Raw genomic sequence first — 18,924 nt, 5'->3', positions numbered from 1 at the left:
CCCCGTCCGTTTCAGTCGTCCAGCAGCGGGCGCAGGTCGCGCGGCAGGCGCGCTTCCGGATACTGCTGTATGTAGCGTTCCAGGCTGGCGCGGGCGAGGTCGCGCTGGTCCTGGTCACGGCGCTCGCGGATCTTCTGCAGCCACTGCCGGCGTGGCAGGCGCGCGTCGGCGTCTACTTCGGCCTGCACCGTGTCCGCGCTCAGGCCCGCATCGCTGCCGCGGCGCATGATGCCCGGAGCCGAACGGCTGGGAGCCTCACGCTTCATCGAGGTGATCTCCACCCGATCCAGCGCCTCCGCCCGCTCGACCTCGGCGGCATTGGCTGCTGGTGCCGGTGCCGGTGCAGGTGCCGCGGCCGTGCGTGCTTTCAGTGCCCCGGACTCTGCCGGCGCGAATTCCGTTGCCGGTGCAGAGTAGGCTGCGGGTGCCGGTGGCGCAGGCGGCGCTGCTGCCGGCGCTGCCGTCGGCGCCGGTGGGGGGGGCGCAAAGGCGGTATCGGCGGCCGCATCCGCAGCCATCGATCGTGCAGCTTGGGCCGGCGCTTCAGCGGTCTCGGCCGGCGCCGGCTCGGGCGCGCGAGCGATGGCCGGTGCCGGGGCAGCGGCAACAGGGGCGGCCTCGGGTGCTGCGGGCGCAGCGCTTGGTTCGGCAGCCGCCACAGCGCTGTCGGCTGCACTGCGGTCAGCGGCCTGACGGGCAGCCGCAACGTCTTCTGCCGGTGCCGGTGCCGCAGCAACAGCGGCCTCACCGGCCGGAACCGGCGGCGGCTCCGGGCGCAGCTGCCAGGCGATGCCGATGGCGAACACCATCGAGGCGGCAATGCCGAACACTGCCGGCCAGCGAGGGCGTGCCTGTCGTGCGCGCGGTGCGTCCGCAGAGGCAACGGCGCCAGCGGCCGGAGCATCCACGGCGGCACGCGCCGCGGCCAGGATGGCAGCATCCAGCGCGGGCGGCGGTGCCTGCTCGGCGCGACGGCCGAGCAGCCGGGCCAGCTCGCGTTCTTCCGGCGTCAGGGGTTCGTCTCGGTTCATGCGTTCAGTCCCGCACGCAGCTTGTCCATCGCATAGCGCAGCCGCGATTTCACGGTCTCCCGGCCCACGCCGGTGATCTGGCCGATCTCCTCCAGGCTCAGTTCCTGATCCAGCCGCAGCTGCAGCACTTCGCGCTGCTCCGGCGGCAGTTGCTCCATCGCCAGCTGGATGCGGCGACGTTGTTCGAATTCAGAGAGTTCCGCTTCCGGGGTCTGCCCATCCTCGATCGCCGCAAGGCGCAGATCGGCATCGGCAGGTGCGGCCGGGCGATGACGTGCCGCACGCCAATGGTCGTTCAGTCGGTTGTGGGCGATGCGGAACAGCCATGTGCTGAACGCCGCCTCGGGTTGCCAGCCGGCGCGCGCGCTGATCACCCGCTGCCACACGTCCTGGAAGATCTCCTCGGCCAGTGCCGTGTCGCGCAGTTGCCGCAGCAGGAAGCCGAACAGGCGTTTGCGGTGGCGCGCATACAGGCTTTCGAACGCGCGCAGGTCACCACCGGCCCAGGCCAGCATCAAGGCTTCATCGGTTGGCAGTGCGCTGGCTTCCACGGCGTACAGGGTAAGGCCTGCAGGCGGTGGCGCATAGCCGGTGGCAGGGGCGGGCAGGGCGAGGTTCATGGCATGGAAGCGGCTACGGACAGCACGAAAAACGTACGGGCGCACGATTCGGGGTTTACGGGCTTCCATTGCCCCCCGGGTGGCGCGCTATGCTCGGCGGCTCAGGGGAGGCGACGCTTAGACGGCGCCAAGAGATTGTCATTTGTCCACGCATGCTGAACCGGCGGAAGAGCCACCACACGAGGTCGTGCTGAGCACGGCGCTGGTGCGCGCGTTGCATGCGCTGCTGCCTGAATCGGCGGTGGTCCGGGTCGGTTGGGACGACCCGCAGCTGGGGCGTGGCCAGGGCGGCTGGCCCCCGGTCGTGATCGACGGCGCCCCGTTCGTGGACCCCGGCGTTGGCGATGGCCAGCACGGTTGGGAGTACGACGGCGCGCGGCTGCTGTTGTCGGTGGTCGGTGCGGCGCCTTCGCCCGCGTGGTGGGGACTGGCCCGGCAGGCGATGGAACTGGCCCTGCAGCGTGGGCGACAGGCAGGGCAGATCAAGGCCCTGGAAGAGGCCGAGCGGCTGCAGCAGGCGTTGTTCCAGATCGCCGACCTGGCCGGCGCAGACCTGGAGATGGGCGAGATGCTGCGCCACGTGCACGGTGTGCTGGGCACGCTGATGTACGCGGAGAACTGCTACATCGTCGAGTACGACGATGTGCGTGAACAGATCCGCTTCCTGTACTTCGCCGACCAGGTGGATGACTTCGTTGCCGATCCGTCGCAGAGCCATGACGCCAGCGAGATGCCGCGCAGCCTGACCGTGGCGCTGCTGCGCCATGGCAAGCCGCTCAGTGGCCCGTCGCGCGAACTGCTGGCGCGGGTGGTGGAACAGGAGCATGACCCGCAGCGTGGCCCCGAAAGCCTGGACTGGCTGGGCGTGCCGATGCTGCGCGATGGCCGCGTCTGTGGCGCCATCGTGGTGCAGAGCTATGAGCGTGCCGCCCGCTATGGTGAGGCCGAGCGCGCCCTGTTGGGGTTCGTCGCCCAGCACGTACAGACCGCGATGGACCGGCGCCAGGCGCAGGTACGGCTGGAGCAGCAGGTGGAGCGGCGCACCCAGGAACTGCAGCGCGCCAACCGCAGCCTGCAGGACGAAGTAGCCGAACGGCGCCGTGCCGAGCAGCTGCAGACCGCGCTCTACAACATCGCCGAGATGGCGATGTCGGCCGACAGCCTGGCCCAGTTCTACGGCCAGGTGCACGGCGTGGTCGGGCGCCTGCTCGATGCGCGCAATTTCTACATCGCCCTGGTCAACGCCGCCGGTAATGGCCTGGACTTCGTCTATTCGGTGGACGAGCACAACGCCAGCCGCGCGCCGCGGCCGTTCAGCCGTGGCCTGACCGAATACGTGGTGCGCAACCGGCGCCCGCTGCTGGCATCGCGCGCGCAGATCGATGCCCTGCTGGCGGCCGGCGAAGTGCGCGAACACGGCGCGCGTTCGCACTGCTGGCTGGGCGTGCCGCTGCTGCGCGACGACGAAGTGGTCGGCGCGATCGTGGTGCAGAGCTACAGCCAGAACAGTACCTTCAGCGTGCACGACCAGCGCCTGCTGACCTTCGTTGCGCAGAACATCGGTACCGGGTTGGCCCGCCAGCGCGACCAGCAGCGGCTGCGTTCGGCGCATGCCGAGCTGGAAAAGCGCGTGGAAGAACGCACCCGTGAACTGGCCGAAGTGAACGAGAAACTGCTCGGCCAGATCGGCGAGCGCCTGCGTGCGGAACAGCGCCTGACCCACCAGGCCATGCACGATGCCCTGACCGGCCTGCCCAATCGTCTGCACCTGCTGGATCGCCTGCAGGATGCCCTGGCACTGTCCAAGCGTGAGGGCGGGCCGGTGTTTGCAGTTCTGTTCCTCGACCTTGATCGCTTCAAGCTGGTCAATGACAGCATCGGCCATGCCGCCGGTGACCGCATGCTGGTGGAAGTGGCCAAGCGCATCGTGTCGATGGCCGGTACCGAAGATGTGGTGGCACGGCTCGGCGGTGATGAGTTTGCCGTGCTGCTGCAGTGCCCGCAGGGGCTGGCGCAGGCACTGGATTTCGGCCAGCGGCTGCTGCTGGCGTTGCAGGAGTCGATGTGGATCGCCGGGCGCGAACTGTTTCCGTCCGGCAGCCTGGGCATTGCCCTGTGGAATCCGCGCTACCGCACCGGTGAAGAGCTGCTGCGCGATGCGGACGCAGCGATGTACCGGGCCAAGGCGCAGGGCCATGACCGCTGCGCGATCTTCGACGAAGACATGCGCGAAGAAGCGATGCGCAGCCTGGACCTGGAAGCCGATCTGCGACGTGCGATCAACAACCGCGACTTCCTGCCGTTCTACCAGCCGATCGTGCGCTTGTCCGACGGCGAAGTGGTCGGTCACGAGGCGCTGCTTCGCTGGCAGCACGAGCGCCGTGGCCTGCTGCTGCCCGGTGCGTTCCTGGAACTGGGCGAAGAGAGTGGCCTGATCGAACAGGTGGATTGGCTGATCTACGAGCAGGTCATCGCGGGGCTGGCCAAAGGGGGGCACAGCTACGTATCGGTGAACGTGTCACCGCGTCATTTCCGCTCGGCGGAGTTCAGCGGCCGCCTGTTCGGCCTGCTGGATGCATACGGCGCCGATCCGCAGCGACTGCGGCTGGAGATCACCGAGGTCGCACTGCTGGACGATGGCCCGCACACGCTGCGCATCCTGCAGGGCCTGCGCGAGCGCGGCATCCAGGTACAGCTGGATGATTTCGGCACCGGCTTCTCCGCGTTGTCCTACCTGCATCGCTTCCCGATCAGCACGCTGAAGATCGACCAGAGCTTCATCGCCGGCCTGCATGGTCCGGAAGTGCAGAGTACGCGCGCGCTGGTTGAGGGCGTGCTGTCGCTGGCGCGCACGCTGGGCATCGAAACCATCGGCGAAGGCATCGAGACCGAGGCGCAGCGAAATACCCTGCGCGAACTGGGCTGCGACTACGGCCAGGGCTACCTGCTGGGGCGGCCCGCCCCATGGGCGCACGCGGCGGCCTGAGCCGCCGCGTGCCGCTGCATCATCGCAGGGCGGCGCGGCGCTTCTCATCGATCCACTTCGAGGCCTGCGCCGGCTGGTAGTTCTTCATCCACTCCAGCATCTCTTCGATGTCCGAGCCGTACCACAGGTCCTGGCGCTGGTCCGGGTGCAGGAAGCGCTCTTCCACCATGCGGTCGATCATGCCGATCAACGGGGCGTAGAAACCTTCCACGTCGAGGAATGCGCATGGCTTGTTGCCGATGCCCAGCTGGCGCCAGGTCAGCATCTCGAAGATCTCTTCCATGGTGCCGAAGCCGCCCGGCAGGGTGACGAAGCCGTCGGCAAGATCGAACATGCGCGACTTGCGCTCATGCATCGAACCGACGATCTCCAGTTCGGTCAGGCCACGGTGGGCCACTTCCCAATCGGCCAGCTGGCGCGGGATCACGCCGGTCACCTCGCCACCGGCGGCGAGTACCGCATTGGCCACGGTTCCCATCAGGCCGACGTTGCCGCCGCCATACACCAGGCGCAGGCCGTCGCGGGCAATGCGGTCACCCAGGGCAATGGCACGTTCGGTATAGGCCGGCTTGCTGCCAGCGTTGGAACCACAGTACACACAGATCGATTTCATGGATCTTCCTGTCTCTTGGCCGGAAACGAAAACGCCCCGCCGCCGACCGGAAGGCGGTCAGGGACGGGGTGTGCGTAGAGTATGAGGCCTTGAATCGCCACATGCCCTTGTAGAGCCGAGCCATGCTCGGCTGCTCTTCGTTCAGATCGCGGCAAGGTCCCAGCCGAGCATGGCTCGGCTCTACAAGAAGCAGGGGCTTACGCCGCCGCAGCCTGCTCGCGGCGCGGGCCTTCGCGGAGGGCGCGGCCGACCATGCCCACCAGCAGGTCCAGCTCCTCGCTGTCCATGCCGAAGTGCGGGGTGAAGCGCAGCGAGTTCTCGCCACCGTGGATCACGTTGATGCCGTGCTGGCGCAGCCATTCCTCGGTGGAGTTGGCGCCGTAGCACTTGAACTGCGGGGCCAGCTCGCAGGAGAACAGCAGGCCGGTGCCCTGCACCTTGGTGATCAGGCCACCCAGCTCACCCTTGAGCTGCTCCAGCTTGCGCACGGCCTCGGCACCGCGCTCGGCGATGTTGGCGCGCACCTGCGGGGTCAGCTGCGCCAGGGTGGCGCAGGCCACGTCCAGCGCACGCGGGTTGCTGGTCATGGTGTTGCCGTAGATGCCCTTGCGGTACAGCTGCGCGGCATGTTCGGTCACCGCCAGCACCGACAGCGGGTACTGCGCCGCGTTCAGTGCCTTGGAGTAGGTCTCCATGTCCGGCGGGTCCAGGCCTTCGAAGCCGGGGTAATCGACCACCGACAGCACGCCATGCGCGCGCAGGCCGGCCTGGATCGAGTCCAGCAGCAACAGGCTGCCATGGGCACGGGTCAGTTCACGGGCAACGGCATAGAACGACGGCGGCACCGAACGGCCCGGGTCGCCTTCGCCCATCACCGGCTCCAGGAATACCGCCTCGATGAACCACTGGTTGCGCGCGGCATCCTCGAACACTTTGCGCAGGCCGGCCTCGTCGTAAGGCGCCACGGTGATCACCGAATCCTCGCCACGGTAGCTGGCCAGGTGCTGCATGTAGCTCTTGCGGCTGGAATCGGAGTACAGCGCCGGGCGGTCGGTGCGGCCATGGAAGCTGCCCTTGACCACCACGCGCTTGATCGCGGCGCCGGCGTGGCGCGCGCCCGGGTCGGTCTGCAGCTTGGCATTGACGTCGGCAATGCGGGCGGCCAGACCGACCGCTTCGGAGCCGGAATTCAGGCACATGAAACGGGTGAACGGGCAGCCGCCACGGCGGTGGCCGATCTCGGCGCGCAGGGCAGTGATGAAGCGCTGCTGCGACAGGCTGGGGGTCATGATGTTGGCCATCACCTGCGGACGGGCCATCGCTTCCAGTACCGCGTCCGGGGTATGCCCGAAACCGAGCATGCCGTAGCCGCCGGCGTCGTACAGCACGGCGCCCTTCAGGGTGACCACCCACGGGCCGCGCGCGGCCAGCGCCACGTACGGCGTCACTGCGTCATCGGCGTAGAAATTGACGAAACCGTCCTGCATCGCGTCGATCTGCGCCTGTTCGTCCTGCGCCAGCAGCGGCCCCAGGTCGGCCTGCACACGCGCGAATTCCTCGGCGGCGGCGTCCACCGCGGCGATCAGCTGCGGGTGGTGGGCGGACAGGGCGGTCAGGGTGGCGTCGTCCAGGCCGGTGGTGAGGCGGGTGCCGGGCTGGCTGCGCAGGGGGGCGAGGCGTTCGATGAAGCTCATTGCAGATCTCCTGAAACAATGGGTCGCACGGGTCTTCAAAAGCAAAACGCGCGTCATCACGCGCGCTTGGGGCAGGCTCGTGCAGCGGACTTCCGACTCGATGCTAGCACTTGTTTTTTTGCGCGATAACCCCGCAGAAACCTGCTGCATAGCAGCATTTTGCGCGACGTTCGCCGCGAAGCGCGCCGGCTCGCAGACGCTGGACGTACAATGCGCGCCATTGTCGACCTGTTGCCGCCCACCGCCTTGAAGAAGTCCGATTTCCACTACGACCTGCCGGCTGAACTGATCGCGCAGGCTCCCCTGGCCGAGCGCTCCGCCAGCCGACTGATGCTGGTGCCGCCGGCACCGGCCGCCTTCACCGATCTGCAGGTGCGCGACCTGCCGTCGCTGCTGCAGCCGGGCGATCTGCTGGTGTTCAACGACACCCGGGTGATCCCGGCGCGCCTGTTCGGGCAGAAGGCCAGTGGTGGCCGCGTTGAAATCCTGATCGAGCGCCTGCTCGGTGGCCAGCAGGCCCGCGCGCAGGTCGGCGCCAGCAAGTCGCCGAAGGCCGGCAGTCGCATCGCCCTGGACGCAGGTGGCGAAGCCGAGGTGCTGGGCCGTGACGGCGAGTTCTACGTGCTGCAGTTCCATGTGCCGGAGTCGCTGGAGCAGTGGTTGCTGCATGCCGGCCGCCTGCCGCTGCCGCCCTACATCCAGCGCGAGCCGGGCGTGGACGACCGCGAGCGCTACCAGACCGTGTTCGCGCGCGAAGTGGGCGCGGTGGCCGCGCCGACCGCCGGCCTGCATTTCGACGAACCGCTGCTGGCCGCATTGAAGGAGAAGGGCGTGGAGTTCGGCCACGTCACCCTGCACGTTGGCGCGGGCACCTTCCAGCCGGTGCGCGCCGATGACCTGAAGGACCACGTGATGCACCGCGAGTGGCTGAACGTCGGCGCTGAGCTGGTGCAGCAGGTACGGCGCACGCGCGCGGCCGGCGGCCGGGTGATTGGCGTGGGCACCACCGTGGTGCGCGCGCTGGAGAGCGCGATGCGTGACGGTGAGCTGCTGCCGTTTGCCGGCGAGACCCAGATCTTCATCACCCCCGGTTACCGCATCCGCAGCGTCGACGCGATGGTGACCAACTTCCATCTGCCGGAAAGCACGCTGCTGATGATGATCTCCGCGTTCGCCGGCAAGGAGCGCGTATTCGAGGCCTACCAGCACGCGATCGAGCAGCGCTACCGCTTCTTCAGCTACGGCGACGCGATGCTGCTGTTCCCGCAGGCGGGGTAGGGGCTGACCTCTGCCTGATTGTGGTGGGTGCGCACCGTTGGTGCGCACTTGCAGGTGCCTGGAGACCAGGAAAGCCACGCATGGCGTGGCTCTACTGCCGTGCCGTTCAGGCCTGAATGGGCGGTCGAGCTGGTTTTGGGAGACAATAGCCAACTATTTGCCCGAATGACCGCTCCATGTCCCGACTGCAGTTCCAGCTCCAGACCCGCGACGGCCGTGCCCGCCGTGGCCGCCTGACCTTCCCGCGTGGCACGGTGGAAACGCCGGCCTTCATGCCGGTGGGAACCTATGGCTCGGTCAAGGGCATCCTGCCGGACCAGGTGCGTGCGCTGGGCGCCGAGATCATCCTCGGCAACACCTTCCACCTGTACCTTCGCCCGGGCCTGGACATCATCGCCGACCACGGCGGCCTGCACGGCTTCTGCCGCTGGGATGGCCCGATCCTGACCGACTCCGGCGGCTTCCAGGTGTTCTCGCTGGCCCACCGCCGAAAGATCACCGAACAGGGCGTGACCTTCGCCTCGCCAACCGACGGCGCCCGCGTGTTCCTGGGCCCGGAAGAGAGCATGAAGATCCAGAAGGTGCTCGACTCGGACGTGGTGATGATCTTCGACGAGTGCACCCCGTACCCGGCTACAGAGGATGTTGCCCGCCGCTCGATGGAACTGAGCCTGCGCTGGGCCCAGCGCAGCCGCAATGCGCATGACGAGCTGGGCAATGACGCGGCGCTGTTCGGCATCGTCCAGGGCGGCGTTCACACCGACCTGCGCAGCCGCTCGGCCGAGGCCCTGCAGGCGATCGGCTTCGACGGCTATGCCATCGGCGGCCTGGCCGTGGGCGAGCCCGAGCACGAGCGCAATGCCATGCTTGACCACCTGGACCCGGAGTTGCCGGGCGACCGTCCGCGCTACCTGATGGGTGTCGGCCGGCCGGAGGACCTGGTCGAGGGTGTCGCACGTGGCGTGGACATGTTCGATTGCGTGATGCCGACCCGCAATGCGCGCAACGGTCACTACTTCACCTCGTTCGGCACCGTCCGCATCCGCAACTCCCAGTACGCGCGGGACATGGATCCGATCGAGCCGGGCTGCGGCTGCGTGGCCTGCACCGGCGGCTACACCCGGTCCTACCTGCGCCACCTGGACCGCTGCAACGAGATGCTGGCGCCGATGCTGGGCACGCTGCACAACCTGTTCTATTACGAAAAGCTGATGGCCGACATCCGCGCGGCGATCGAGGCGGGAACCTTCCTGGCCTTCCGTGAGTCTTTCTACGCGGCACGCGGGGCGGTCGCGCCGGCCCTGTAACCCGGACGCCCCCTGCCAAACGGCCCAAGGACGAACGCCCGGGGCCGTGGCATACTTCAAGGCTGACCCAGATCCGCGGTCGACACCCCGTGCCCGTGAAAGGGCCGGAGCGCCGCCCAACCAAAGGACCAACGATGAACCTGCTTGCCTTCCTGATTCCCGCCGCCCACGCCCAGGCCGCCGGCGGCCAACCGCAGGGCATGGGCCTGACCACCCTGCTGTTCCCGATCATCCTGATCGCCATCATGTACTTCCTGATGATCCGCCCGCAGATGAAGCGGCAGAAGGAGCACAAGGCCATGCTGGAGAAGATCAAGCGCGGCGACGAAGTGCTGACCAACGGCGGCATCGCCGGCATCGTCACCGACATCGGCGACAACTTCATCACCATCGAAGTGGCTGACAACGTGCGCATCCGCGTGCAGAAGGGCGCTGTCGGCAACGTGCTGCCGGCCGGTACCCTGAAGTCGGCCCAGTAAGTCACTCCCTTTCCGATGCACAACCGCGGCGCCGGGGATGGCGCCGCGCGGGACCCAAGCAATGCTCGAATTTCCACGCTGGAAGTACGTCGTCATCCTGATCGTACTGGCGCTCAGCTCGCTGTACGCGCTGCCCAACATCTACCAGAAGGACCCGGCCGTCCAGATCACCGCCAACCGTGGCGGGCAGGTCGACGACGCGCTGCGCGACCGTGTGCTGGCCGACCTGAAGAAGGCCGGAGTGGACACCCTCGGTGCCGAGAAGGAAGGGGAAAGCCTGATCGTCCGCCTGCCGGACCTGAAGGCGCAGTCCGCCGCCAGCGACGCCCTGCGTGACACCGTCGGCGAGAAGTACACCGTGGCCCTGAACCTGGCCTCGACCGTGCCGGACTGGCTGGCCAACCTCGGCGGTCGTCCGATGGTGCTGGGCCTTGACCTGCAGGGCGGTGTGCACTTCGTGCTGCAGGTCGACCAGAAGGCCGCCCTGGACAAGCGCCTGGACGCCTACACCGAAGACGTGCGCAGCACCCTGCGTGACGCGCGCATCGCGTACCAGTCGGTGGAGCGCCGCGCGGACAACAGCATCGTGGCCAACCTGAGCCCGTCCGCCGGTGATGACGCCGCGCAGCGCGCCCGTACGGCCCTGGTCAAGGCGCAGCCGACGCTCGGCTACGACGTCAGCGGCAACCGCATCACGGTCACCGTGCCGGAGACCGAGATCGCGCAGATCGCCAATGGCGCCATCGAGCAGAACATCAACACCCTGCGCAACCGCGTGAACCAGCTCGGCGTGGCCGAGCCGATCATCCAGCGCCAGGGTGCCGACCGCGTGGTCGTGCAGCTGCCCGGCGTGCAGGACACCGCCGAAGCCAAGCGCATGATCGGCGCCACCGCCACCCTGGAATACCGTGCGGTGGTCGAGGGCAACGCGCAGGACGCGATCAACTCCGGTCGCATCCCGCCGGAAGCGAAGGTCTACCAGCGCCGTGACGGCGGCGGTCCGATCCTGCTGAACAAGCGCGTGATCGTCACCGGCGACCAGATGGTCGGCGCGCAGGCGGTGACCGACTCCAACAGCGGTGCACCGGCGGTCAGCGTGACGCTGAACAACGTCGGCGGCCAGCGCATGTTCGATTTCACCAGCGCCAATGTGAACAAGCCGATGGCGGTGGTGTACACCGAGCGCGTGCCGACCGTGACCATGGTTGACGGCCAGGAAGTGCGTGGCTTCAAGGTCAACGAGGAAGTGATCTCGGTGGCCAACATCAACGGCGTGTTCGGCAAGAACTTCCAGACCACCGGCCTGCAGAAGAAGGAAGCCGACGACCTGGCCAAGCTGCTGAAGTCCGGCTCGCTGGCCGCACCGATGGACTTCGTCGAAGAGCGCGTGGTCGGCCCGAGCCTGGGCGCCGAGAACGTCAAGAACGGCATGCGCGCGGTGGTGTTCGCGTTCCTGTTCACCCTGGTGTTCTTCAGCGTGTACTACCGCATGTTCGGTGTGATCACCTCGGCGGCGATGCTGTTCAACCTGCTGATCGTAGTGGCGGTGATGTCGCTGTTTGGTGCCACCATGACCCTGCCGGGCTTCGCCGGCCTGGCGTTGTCGGTCGGCCTGTCGGTGGACGCCAACGTGCTGATCAACGAGCGTATCCGTGAAGAGCTGCGTGCCGGCGTGCCGGGCAAGACCGCGATCGTGACCGGCTACGAGCGTGCCTCGGGCACCATCCTCGACGCCAACCTGACCGGCCTGATCGTCGGTGTGGCGCTGTTCGCATTCGGTACCGGTCCGCTGAAGGGCTTCGCGCTGACCATGATCATCGGTATTTTCGCCTCCATGTTCACCGCGATCACCGTGTCGCGTGCGCTGGCGACGCTGATCTACGGCCGTCGCAAGAAGCTCCAGAACGTGGCCATCTGACGGGACGACACGCACAATGAAACTGTTTCCGCTGCACATCCTCCCGAACGACACCAAGATCGACTTCATGCGTTGGCGCCATGTCGCCATGGCAGTCACCATCGTGGTGTTCCTGGCCTCGATCGCCATCATCGGCATCAAGGGCTTCAACTACGCGCTGGACTTCACCGGCGGCACCCTGATCGAAGCCCGCTTCGACAAGCCGGTGGACGTCGAGCAGGTCCGCACCAAGCTCGAGCAGAATGGCTTCGAAGGCGCCCAGGTGCAGAGCGTCGGTGGCAACACCGACCTGCTGATCCGCCTGGCCCCGCACGGTGAGCATGCGCCGGGTACCGGTGACGCCGCCGCCGAGGACAAGGCCACTGCTGCCGCTGTGGTGAAGGCGCTGTCGTCGGCCGACAACCAGGCCACCGTGCTGCGCAACGAGTTCGTGGGTCCGCAGATCGGCAAGGACCTGGCGATGAATGGCCTGTACGCCACCATCTTCATGCTGGCCGGCTTCCTGATCTACATCGCGGTGCGCTTCGAATGGAAGTTCGCGGTCACCGCCAGCATCGTGGCGATGTTCGACCTGATCGTGACGGTGGCTTACGTGTCCCTGCTGGGCCGTGAGTTCGACCTGACCGTGCTGGCCGGCCTGCTGTCGGTGATGGGCTTTGCTATCAACGACATCATCGTGGTCTTCGACCGCGTCCGCGAGAACTTCCGCAGCCTGCGCGTGGACTCGATGGAAGTGTTGAACCGTTCGATCAACCAGACGCTGTCGCGTACGGTGATCACCGCGGTGATGTTCTTCCTGTCGGCGCTTGCCCTGTACCTGTACGGTGGCAGTTCGATGGAAGGCCTGGCCGAGACGCACATGATCGGTGCAGTGATCGTGGTGCTGTCCTCGATCCTGGTGGCGGTGCCGATGCTGACGATCGGCTTCCTGCGCGTCAGCAAGCAGGACCTGTTGCCCAAGGCAAAGGACATCGAAGCCCTGGAGCGTCGCCCGTAATCACCTGCTGCCCGCAGCACACAGAGAACCCCGCGCAAGCGGGGTTTTTTGTTGGCAGGGCTTGCAGCCCTGCACCCGCTCAATGCAACGGCAACGGCAACGTCAAAAGCCGGAGCTGGCTTTCTGCTGGTTGGGCGGGGCCATGTGGGTTGGCAGGACACGCCGTAAACCCATCCTTGGGGGCTCGATGGCGCCATCCATGGCGCCAACGGTCCTGCCAACCCACATGGCCCCACCTCCGACAGATTCCGGTAGCTGTTGGTAGGTGTCGACCTTGGTCGACACATCTGTCAGATATCGAGTGAATTCAACCGTGTCGACCAAGGTCGACACCTACCAGGGCCGCACGCCTTCCTGGCAGATCGCGGAGAACTGTCGAAAGCGGGGTGGGTCCGGTTGAGGGGGCGTGAGCCGCATGGATGCGGCGACCGAGCTTACATGGATGTACTTGCAGCGTCCCGCTCAACCGGACCCACCGCGCCATCTCACAGGAGCCCAGCTTTTGACGTTGCTCCGGCTGTGGCCGTTGCTCCGGCCGCTGCGGGTGCAGGGTGCAACCCTGCAAAAGAAACACCACCCTACGCCAGCGTCGGTTGTGCATTCGGCCCCCGCGCACTACGATCCTGCGGTTCGCGCGCGCAGGCGCGCGCCCGCATTCCTGCTGAGCGCCCCGTGCGCCGCATCTGCCAACCCGAGGTATCCATGGTCATCAAACCGCGCGTCCGCGGCTTCATCTGCGTCACCACCCACCCGACCGGCTGCGAGGCCGCGGTCAAGCAGCAGATCGACTACATCCGCGCGCGTCCGCCGATCCAGAACGGCCCCAAGCGCGTGCTGGTGATCGGCGCCTCCACCGGCTACGGTCTGGCTGCGCGCATCACCGCTGCCTTCGGCAGCGGCGCCGCGACCCTGGGCATCTTCTTCGAGCGCCCGGGTACCGAATCCAAGCCGGGCACCGCGGGCTGGTACAACTCGGCCGCGTTCCACAAGTACGCTGACGAAGCCGGCCTGTACGCCAAGAGCATCAACGGCGATGCCTTCTCCGATGAAGTGAAGGCGAAGACCATCGAAATGATCAAGGCCGATCTCGGCCAGGTCGACCAGGTTGTCTACAGCCTGGCGGCGCCGCGCCGCAAGCATCCGAAGACCGGCGAGATCATCAGCTCCACGCTGAAGCCGATCGGTGAGCCGATCACCCTGCGTGGCCTGGATACCGACAAGGAAGTACTGACCGAGACCCACCTGCAGCCGGCCACGCCGGAAGAAATCGCCGGCACCGTTGCGGTGATGGGCGGTGAGGACTGGCAGATGTGGATCGATGCGCTGGCCGACGCCGGCGTGCTGGCCAACGGCTGCACCACCACGGCCTTCACTTACGTGGGCGAAGAAATCACCCAGGCGATCTACTGGAACGGTTCCATCGGTGCCGCCAAGAAGGACCTGGACACCAAGGTGCTTGGCCTGCGCGAAAAGCTGGCGAAAATCGGCGGCGACGCGCGCGTGTCGGTGCTGAAGGCCGTGGTCACCCAGGCCAGCTCGGCCATTCCGACCATGCCGCTGTACCTGTCGCTGCTGTTCAAGGTGATGAAGGAAAAGGGCACCCACGAAGGCTGCATCGAGCAGCTCGACGTGCTGTACGACATCCTCTACGGCGGCAAGGCCGACGGCGTGGCGATCGATCGCCTGCGCCACGACCTGGTCGATGGCGAGGGCCACACCGTCGCGCTGGTCGATAAGGAAGGCCGCCTGCGTGCCGACTACAAGGAAATGGCGGCGGACGTGCAGGGCAAGGTGGTCGCGCTGTGGCCGCAGGTGACCAACGAGAACCTGTACGAGATCAGCGACCTGGCCGGCTACAAGGCCGACTTCCTGCGCCTGTTCGGCTTTGGCGTGGAGGGTGTCGACTACGAGGCCGACGTCAACCCGGACGTGAAGATCGACAACCTGGTCGACATGACCTGATCAATGAAAAGGCCGGCGAAAGCCGGCCTTCTCGTTTGTGTAGAGCCGAGCCATGCTCGGCTGCTCTTCGCTTGAGTCCTGCAGCCGAGCATGGCTCGGCTCTACAGAGACGCGTCACCCGAACTCGAACCCCATCTCCGGCAGCGCCGGGCCGACGAAGTCGCCCTGCACGTAGTCCACCCCGGCACTGAACAACAGGGTCATCGAATTGGCATCGCTGACGAACTCGGCGATGGTATGGATACCGGCTTCCTGCGCGCGTGCGGTGATCTGGCTGATGCGGTCGATGTTCTCGCGGGTGGCCGCCAGATCGCTGGTGAAACCGCGGTCCAGCTTGAGGAACTGCGGCTGGAAGTGGGCCAGCAGCTGGAACGAGTCCAATCCCGAACCAAACTGCTCCAGGCCGATGCGGCAGCCCAGCGGCGCCACTTCGGCAAGGAACTGCTGCGCACTGCGCAGGTGGGTGAACACCTTCGCTTCCGGTGCATGCAGCCACAGTCGCTCACCGGGTACGCCCTGCGCGTGCAGTTCGCGGCGCAGGGTGGCGATCATCTGCGGGTCGTCGAACGATTCCGGCGTCACCTTCACCAGTACCTGGGTGGCATGGCCCTGGCGCGCACGCTGGCCCAGTACGGCGATGGCCTGCGAAACCACCCAGCGGTTGATGTCGGCCAGCAGGCCGTGCTCCTCGGCGATGCCCAGGAACGCGGTGGGGCTCAACAGCTCGCCGTTGTGCTCCAGGCGCAGGTAGGCTTCGTACAGCTCCAGCGGCTCGCCCTGCAGGTTCAGCACCGGCTGGTAGTGCAGCTGGAAGCCGTCGCCGGCCAGTGCTTCACGGATACGGGTGACCCAGCGCAGCACGCGCTCTTCCTCGACGCGGTCGGCCGCAGCCGGGTCGAAGATGCGGCAGGTATTGCCCAGTTCGGCGGCGGCATGCGTGCACTCGCTGGCGCGTGCGAGCACCTGGCCGATGCTGGCGATCTTCTCGCCCACCTGTACGCCGCCGATGCTGACCGTCACCGTGGCCGAACGCGCGCCGATGCTGAAGACGTGTGCGGCGTAGGCTTCGCGGATGCGCTCGGCCAGCGCCACGGTCTGCGCGTAGGGCCCGGCCTGCAGCACGGCGAAATTGTGTTCGCCGAAGCGGGCCAGCTGCGCGTCCTCGCCGACCACCTCGGCCAGCAGGCCGGCCAGGGCGCCGATCAGGGTGTCGGCCGACGCCAGGCCGATGTCCGGCAGCAGGCGCGCGTAGTGGTCCGGCTCGATCAGCAGCAGGCCGAACTGGCCCTCGCTGCGCCCGGCCTGGGCCACCGCGCTTTCCAGCTGCAGCATGAAGGTCGGGCGGTTGAGCAGGCCGGTGACCTGGTCGCGCTGGCGCAGGTCCTCGACCTCGCGCGCCAGTTCCGGGTCGAACTCCATGCGGCGGCGGAGCACCACCTGCAGGCAGGATTCGCCCTCGTAGGTGGCGGCAGTGAATTCCATCGTTGCCGGGAACGCGCTGCCATCTTCGTGACGGGCATCGAGCTGGTACTGCGGCGGTGGCGCTTCACCACGGCTCAGGCCCTTCAGCAGCTGCTTGAAGCCCTCCACATGCTGGGCGGCGACCATGTCCAGCAGCGAGATGCCTTCGATATCGTCGAAATGCTCGTAACCGAACATTTCCAGGTAGGCGTCGTTGGCACGGATGTGCATGCCTTCATGCACGTAGGCGATGGGGTCGCGTGAGGAGGCGATCAGCGCATCGCAGCGGCGCTCGGTCTCGCGCATCTGCGCCTCGATGCGGCGCAGGCCACGCCGCGCCTGCAGGTCCACCCACTGGTCGCGGACCACGGCGAGCAGGTGCTCTGGGCGCTGGCGCAGGGCGAGGGCACGGATGCCGTGGCTGCTGGCCTGCACCAGCTCGTCCTCGTCGATGCGCTCGGCCAGCAGCACCAGCGGGATGTCCTTGCCACTGGCGGCGATGTGCTGGGCCACCAGTGGCAGCGGGATGCCCTGCGAGGGCGATGCCAGCACCAGGTCGATGGCCTGGCCGGACAGCACCTGGGACAGCTCGGCCGCATCCTGCGGCCGCCAGGGGCGCACCGCGATGCCGCTGTTGCGCAGGGTGCTGACAATGGCTTCGGCGTTTTCGCCGCTGTCATCAACGATCAGCAGGCGGATGGTGATGTCGTTCGCGTTCTGCATGCACTGCTCCCCAATCTGCGAATCTAGATACACGATGCGCGGCGAACCGTCCATGGGTGCACCCCTTGCACGCATCGAACGGCGATCTGCTTCACACCACGCCACCGGCGGCGTGGCCGCTGGCCCAGGCCCACTGGAAGTTGTAGCCGCCCAGCCAGCCGGTCACGTCCAGCACCTCGCCAACGAAATGCAGGCCGGGCACCCGCTTGGATTCCATCGTAGAGGACGACACCTCGGCCGTATCCACGCCGCCCAGGGTGACCTCGGCGGTGCGGTAGCCCTCGGTGCCACTGGCCACCAGCGGGAACGCGCCCAGCAGCTGCGCGGCCTGGCGCAGCACCGGCTCGTCCAGCTGGCGCACGGGCCGGTCGGGCAGCCAGTGCTCGCACAGGCGCTGCGCCAGCCGCTTCGGCAGTACCTCGCCCAGCACGGTGCGCAGCTCGGCGGCCGGGCGCTCGCGTTTCATCTGGCGCAGCCACTCGCCGGCATCCTGGCCGGGCAGCAGGTCCAGCTCCAGTGCATCGCCGGGTTGCCAGAACGAGGAGATCTGCAGGATCGCCGGGCCGCTGACGCCGCGATGGGTCAGCAGCATGAAGTTCTGGAAGCGCTTGCCGTTGCAGCGCGCCTCGATCGGCAGGGCGACACCACTCAGATCGGCCAGCCGCTCCTGGTGCTTGCCGCTGAGCGTCAGCGGTACCAGGCCTGCGCGGGTCGGCAGCACCTGGTGGCCGAACTGGCGGGCAATCTCGTAGCCGAAGCCGGTGGCGCCCATGCTCGGAATCGACAGGCCGCCGGTGGCCACCACCAGCGAAGCGCAGTGGAACAGGCCGTGCGTGGTGTGCACGCGGAAACCGTCGCTGCCGTGCTCGATGCGCTGCACGCTGCACTCGGTGCGGATCTGCGCGCCGGCCGCCTGGCATTCGTCCACCAGCATCTTCACGATCTGCTTGGAGGAGATGTCGCAGAACAGCTGGCCCAGCTCCTTTTCGTGATAGGCGATGCCGTGCTTGCTGACCAGCTCGATGAAGTGCCAGGGCGTGTAGCGCGCCAGCGCCGACTTGCAGAAGTGCGGGTTGGCTGACAGGAAATTGGCTGGGGTGGTGCCGGTGTTGGTGAAGTTGCAGCGGCCACCGCCGGACATCAGGATCTTCTTGCCGACCTTGTTGGCATGGTCGATCACCTGCACCTGGCGGCCGCGTTGGCCAGCCGTGATCGCGGTCATCAGTCCGGCCGCGCCGGCGCCGATGACCACCACGTCGCAGCGGATCGTGCTCATGCCTTGGCGCGCTTGCGCCAGTTCGGGATCACGTCGAGCTGCATCTGATCGTTGAGCAGCTGCACTTCACCGTCCTGGATCAGCACGCTCCAGCGCATCGCGCGCTGGATCTGCTGGCCCCACAGTTCTACGAAGGCACCATCGAGGTCGACCACCGACAGGTTGTCGAAGCGCGCCAGGCCCTTGCCCTGCTTGCCCCACCAGATGTCCGAGGCGTTGCCGCCGTAATTGATCACCTGCACCTGGCGGCTGCGGTTGCTGGCCTTGCGGATGCGCGATTCGTCCGGATGGCCCAGGTCGATCCACTGCAGGATGTCGCCGGTGTAGTCGTGTTCCCACAGGTCCGGCTCATCGTCGGTGCTCAGGCCACGGCCGAACTCCAGGCGGTCACCGGCATTGAGGGCGAAGGCGAGCAGGCGCACCATCAGGCGTTCGTCGGTCTCGGACGGGTGCTGGGCCAGGGTCAGGTTGTGGGTCGCGTAGTAGCCGCGATCCATGTCGCTGATCTGCAGTTCGGCCTTGCGGATGGTGGCGGTAAGAGCCATGGGGGATCCGTGGACTAAAGACGACAATGATAGA

14 protein-coding genes are annotated in these 18,924 nt (G+C 67.0%); 7 read left to right on the top strand and 7 right to left on the bottom strand.

The window, feature by feature from the left end:
- Positions 1–11 precede the first annotated feature (11 nt).
- On the bottom strand, positions 12–1,031 hold the full coding sequence (locus tag AASM09_RS13655) for a hypothetical protein (protein ID WP_343368473.1): 1,020 nt from the start codon (positions 1,029–1,031) through the stop codon (positions 12–14).
- Entirely contained in the window at positions 1,028–1,546 is a 519-nt protein-coding gene (locus tag AASM09_RS13650) for an RNA polymerase sigma factor (RefSeq protein WP_238378638.1), read from the bottom strand. Before AASM09_RS13650 ends, AASM09_RS13655 begins: the two co-directional genes overlap by 4 nt.
- Positions 1,547–1,793: 247 nt before the next feature.
- Between AASM09_RS13650 and AASM09_RS13645 the strand changes: the two genes are divergently transcribed.
- Positions 1,794–4,637 (top strand): bifunctional diguanylate cyclase/phosphodiesterase, encoded by a 2,844-nt coding sequence (locus tag AASM09_RS13645; protein WP_049428513.1) that lies wholly within the window; start codon positions 1,794–1,796, stop codon positions 4,635–4,637.
- A 19-nt stretch (positions 4,638–4,656) separates the two neighbouring features.
- Here AASM09_RS13645 and AASM09_RS13640 read toward each other — a convergent pair whose 3' ends face one another.
- Both AASM09_RS13640 and AASM09_RS13635 read right to left on the bottom strand, forming a co-directional pair.
- Positions 4,657–5,250 carry a TIGR00730 family Rossman fold protein gene (locus tag AASM09_RS13640; protein ID WP_049428514.1) on the bottom strand — a complete coding sequence of 198 codons (594 nt, stop codon included), beginning with the start codon at positions 5,248–5,250 and terminating at the stop codon, positions 4,657–4,659.
- A gap of 197 nt (positions 5,251–5,447) precedes the next feature.
- Positions 5,448–6,944: an aminotransferase class III-fold pyridoxal phosphate-dependent enzyme gene (locus AASM09_RS13635; protein WP_049428517.1), complete on the bottom strand. Its 1,497-nt coding sequence runs from the start codon at positions 6,942–6,944 to the stop codon at positions 5,448–5,450.
- A gap of 210 nt (positions 6,945–7,154) precedes the next feature.
- On the opposite strand from AASM09_RS13635, the gene queA reads away from it, so the two are divergent.
- The 6 genes from queA to fabV all read left to right on the top strand — a co-directional run bounded on the left by queA (position 7,155) and on the right by fabV (position 14,885).
- The gene (gene queA, locus AASM09_RS13630) at positions 7,155–8,222 is read left to right on the top strand and encodes a tRNA preQ1(34) S-adenosylmethionine ribosyltransferase-isomerase QueA (RefSeq protein ID WP_049428518.1); all 1,068 of its coding nucleotides are present in this window, start codon (positions 7,155–7,157) and stop codon (positions 8,220–8,222) included.
- A gap of 176 nt (positions 8,223–8,398) precedes the next feature.
- Positions 8,399–9,529 carry a tRNA guanosine(34) transglycosylase Tgt gene (gene tgt / locus AASM09_RS13625; RefSeq protein ID WP_100443611.1) on the top strand — a complete coding sequence of 377 codons (1,131 nt, stop codon included), beginning with the start codon at positions 8,399–8,401 and terminating at the stop codon, positions 9,527–9,529.
- Positions 9,530–9,663: 134 nt separating this feature from the next.
- Positions 9,664–10,008 carry a preprotein translocase subunit YajC gene (gene yajC, locus AASM09_RS13620; protein WP_006434333.1) on the top strand — a complete coding sequence of 115 codons (345 nt, stop codon included), beginning with the start codon at positions 9,664–9,666 and terminating at the stop codon, positions 10,006–10,008.
- 61 nt (positions 10,009–10,069) lie between these two features.
- Positions 10,070–11,926: a protein translocase subunit SecD gene (gene secD / locus AASM09_RS13615; RefSeq protein WP_049428520.1), complete on the top strand. Its 1,857-nt coding sequence runs from the start codon at positions 10,070–10,072 to the stop codon at positions 11,924–11,926.
- 16 nt (positions 11,927–11,942) lie between these two features.
- On the top strand, positions 11,943–12,923 hold the full coding sequence (gene secF, locus AASM09_RS13610) for a protein translocase subunit SecF (RefSeq protein ID WP_049428521.1): 981 nt from the start codon (positions 11,943–11,945) through the stop codon (positions 12,921–12,923).
- Positions 12,924–13,625: 702 nt separating this feature from the next.
- Positions 13,626–14,885 (top strand): enoyl-ACP reductase FabV, encoded by a 1,260-nt coding sequence (gene fabV, locus AASM09_RS13605; RefSeq protein WP_049429920.1) that lies wholly within the window; start codon positions 13,626–13,628, stop codon positions 14,883–14,885.
- 114 nt (positions 14,886–14,999) lie between these two features.
- Here the strand turns inward: fabV and AASM09_RS13600 are convergent, their stop codons facing one another.
- The 3 genes from AASM09_RS13600 to AASM09_RS13590 form a co-directional block, all read right to left on the bottom strand.
- Entirely contained in the window at positions 15,000–17,069 is a 2,070-nt protein-coding gene (locus AASM09_RS13600; protein WP_100443690.1) for an EAL domain-containing response regulator, read from the bottom strand.
- Between the two features lie 91 nt (positions 17,070–17,160).
- Positions 17,161–18,345, bottom strand: coding sequence for an NAD(P)/FAD-dependent oxidoreductase (locus AASM09_RS13595; RefSeq protein ID WP_049428195.1), 1,185 nt, complete (start codon positions 18,343–18,345; stop codon positions 17,161–17,163).
- Positions 18,342–18,890 (bottom strand): YaeQ family protein, encoded by a 549-nt coding sequence (locus AASM09_RS13590; RefSeq protein ID WP_049428197.1) that lies wholly within the window; start codon positions 18,888–18,890, stop codon positions 18,342–18,344. Before AASM09_RS13590 ends, AASM09_RS13595 begins: the two co-directional genes overlap by 4 nt.
- Positions 18,891–18,924: the final 34 nt, after the last annotated feature.

Source organism: Stenotrophomonas maltophilia (assembly GCF_039555535.1).
Taxonomy (GTDB): Bacteria; Pseudomonadota; Gammaproteobacteria; order Xanthomonadales; family Xanthomonadaceae; genus Stenotrophomonas; species Stenotrophomonas maltophilia_Q.
The sequence above is the reverse complement of the archived record's forward strand: the minus strand, read 5'-3'. Positions and strand labels throughout refer to the sequence as shown.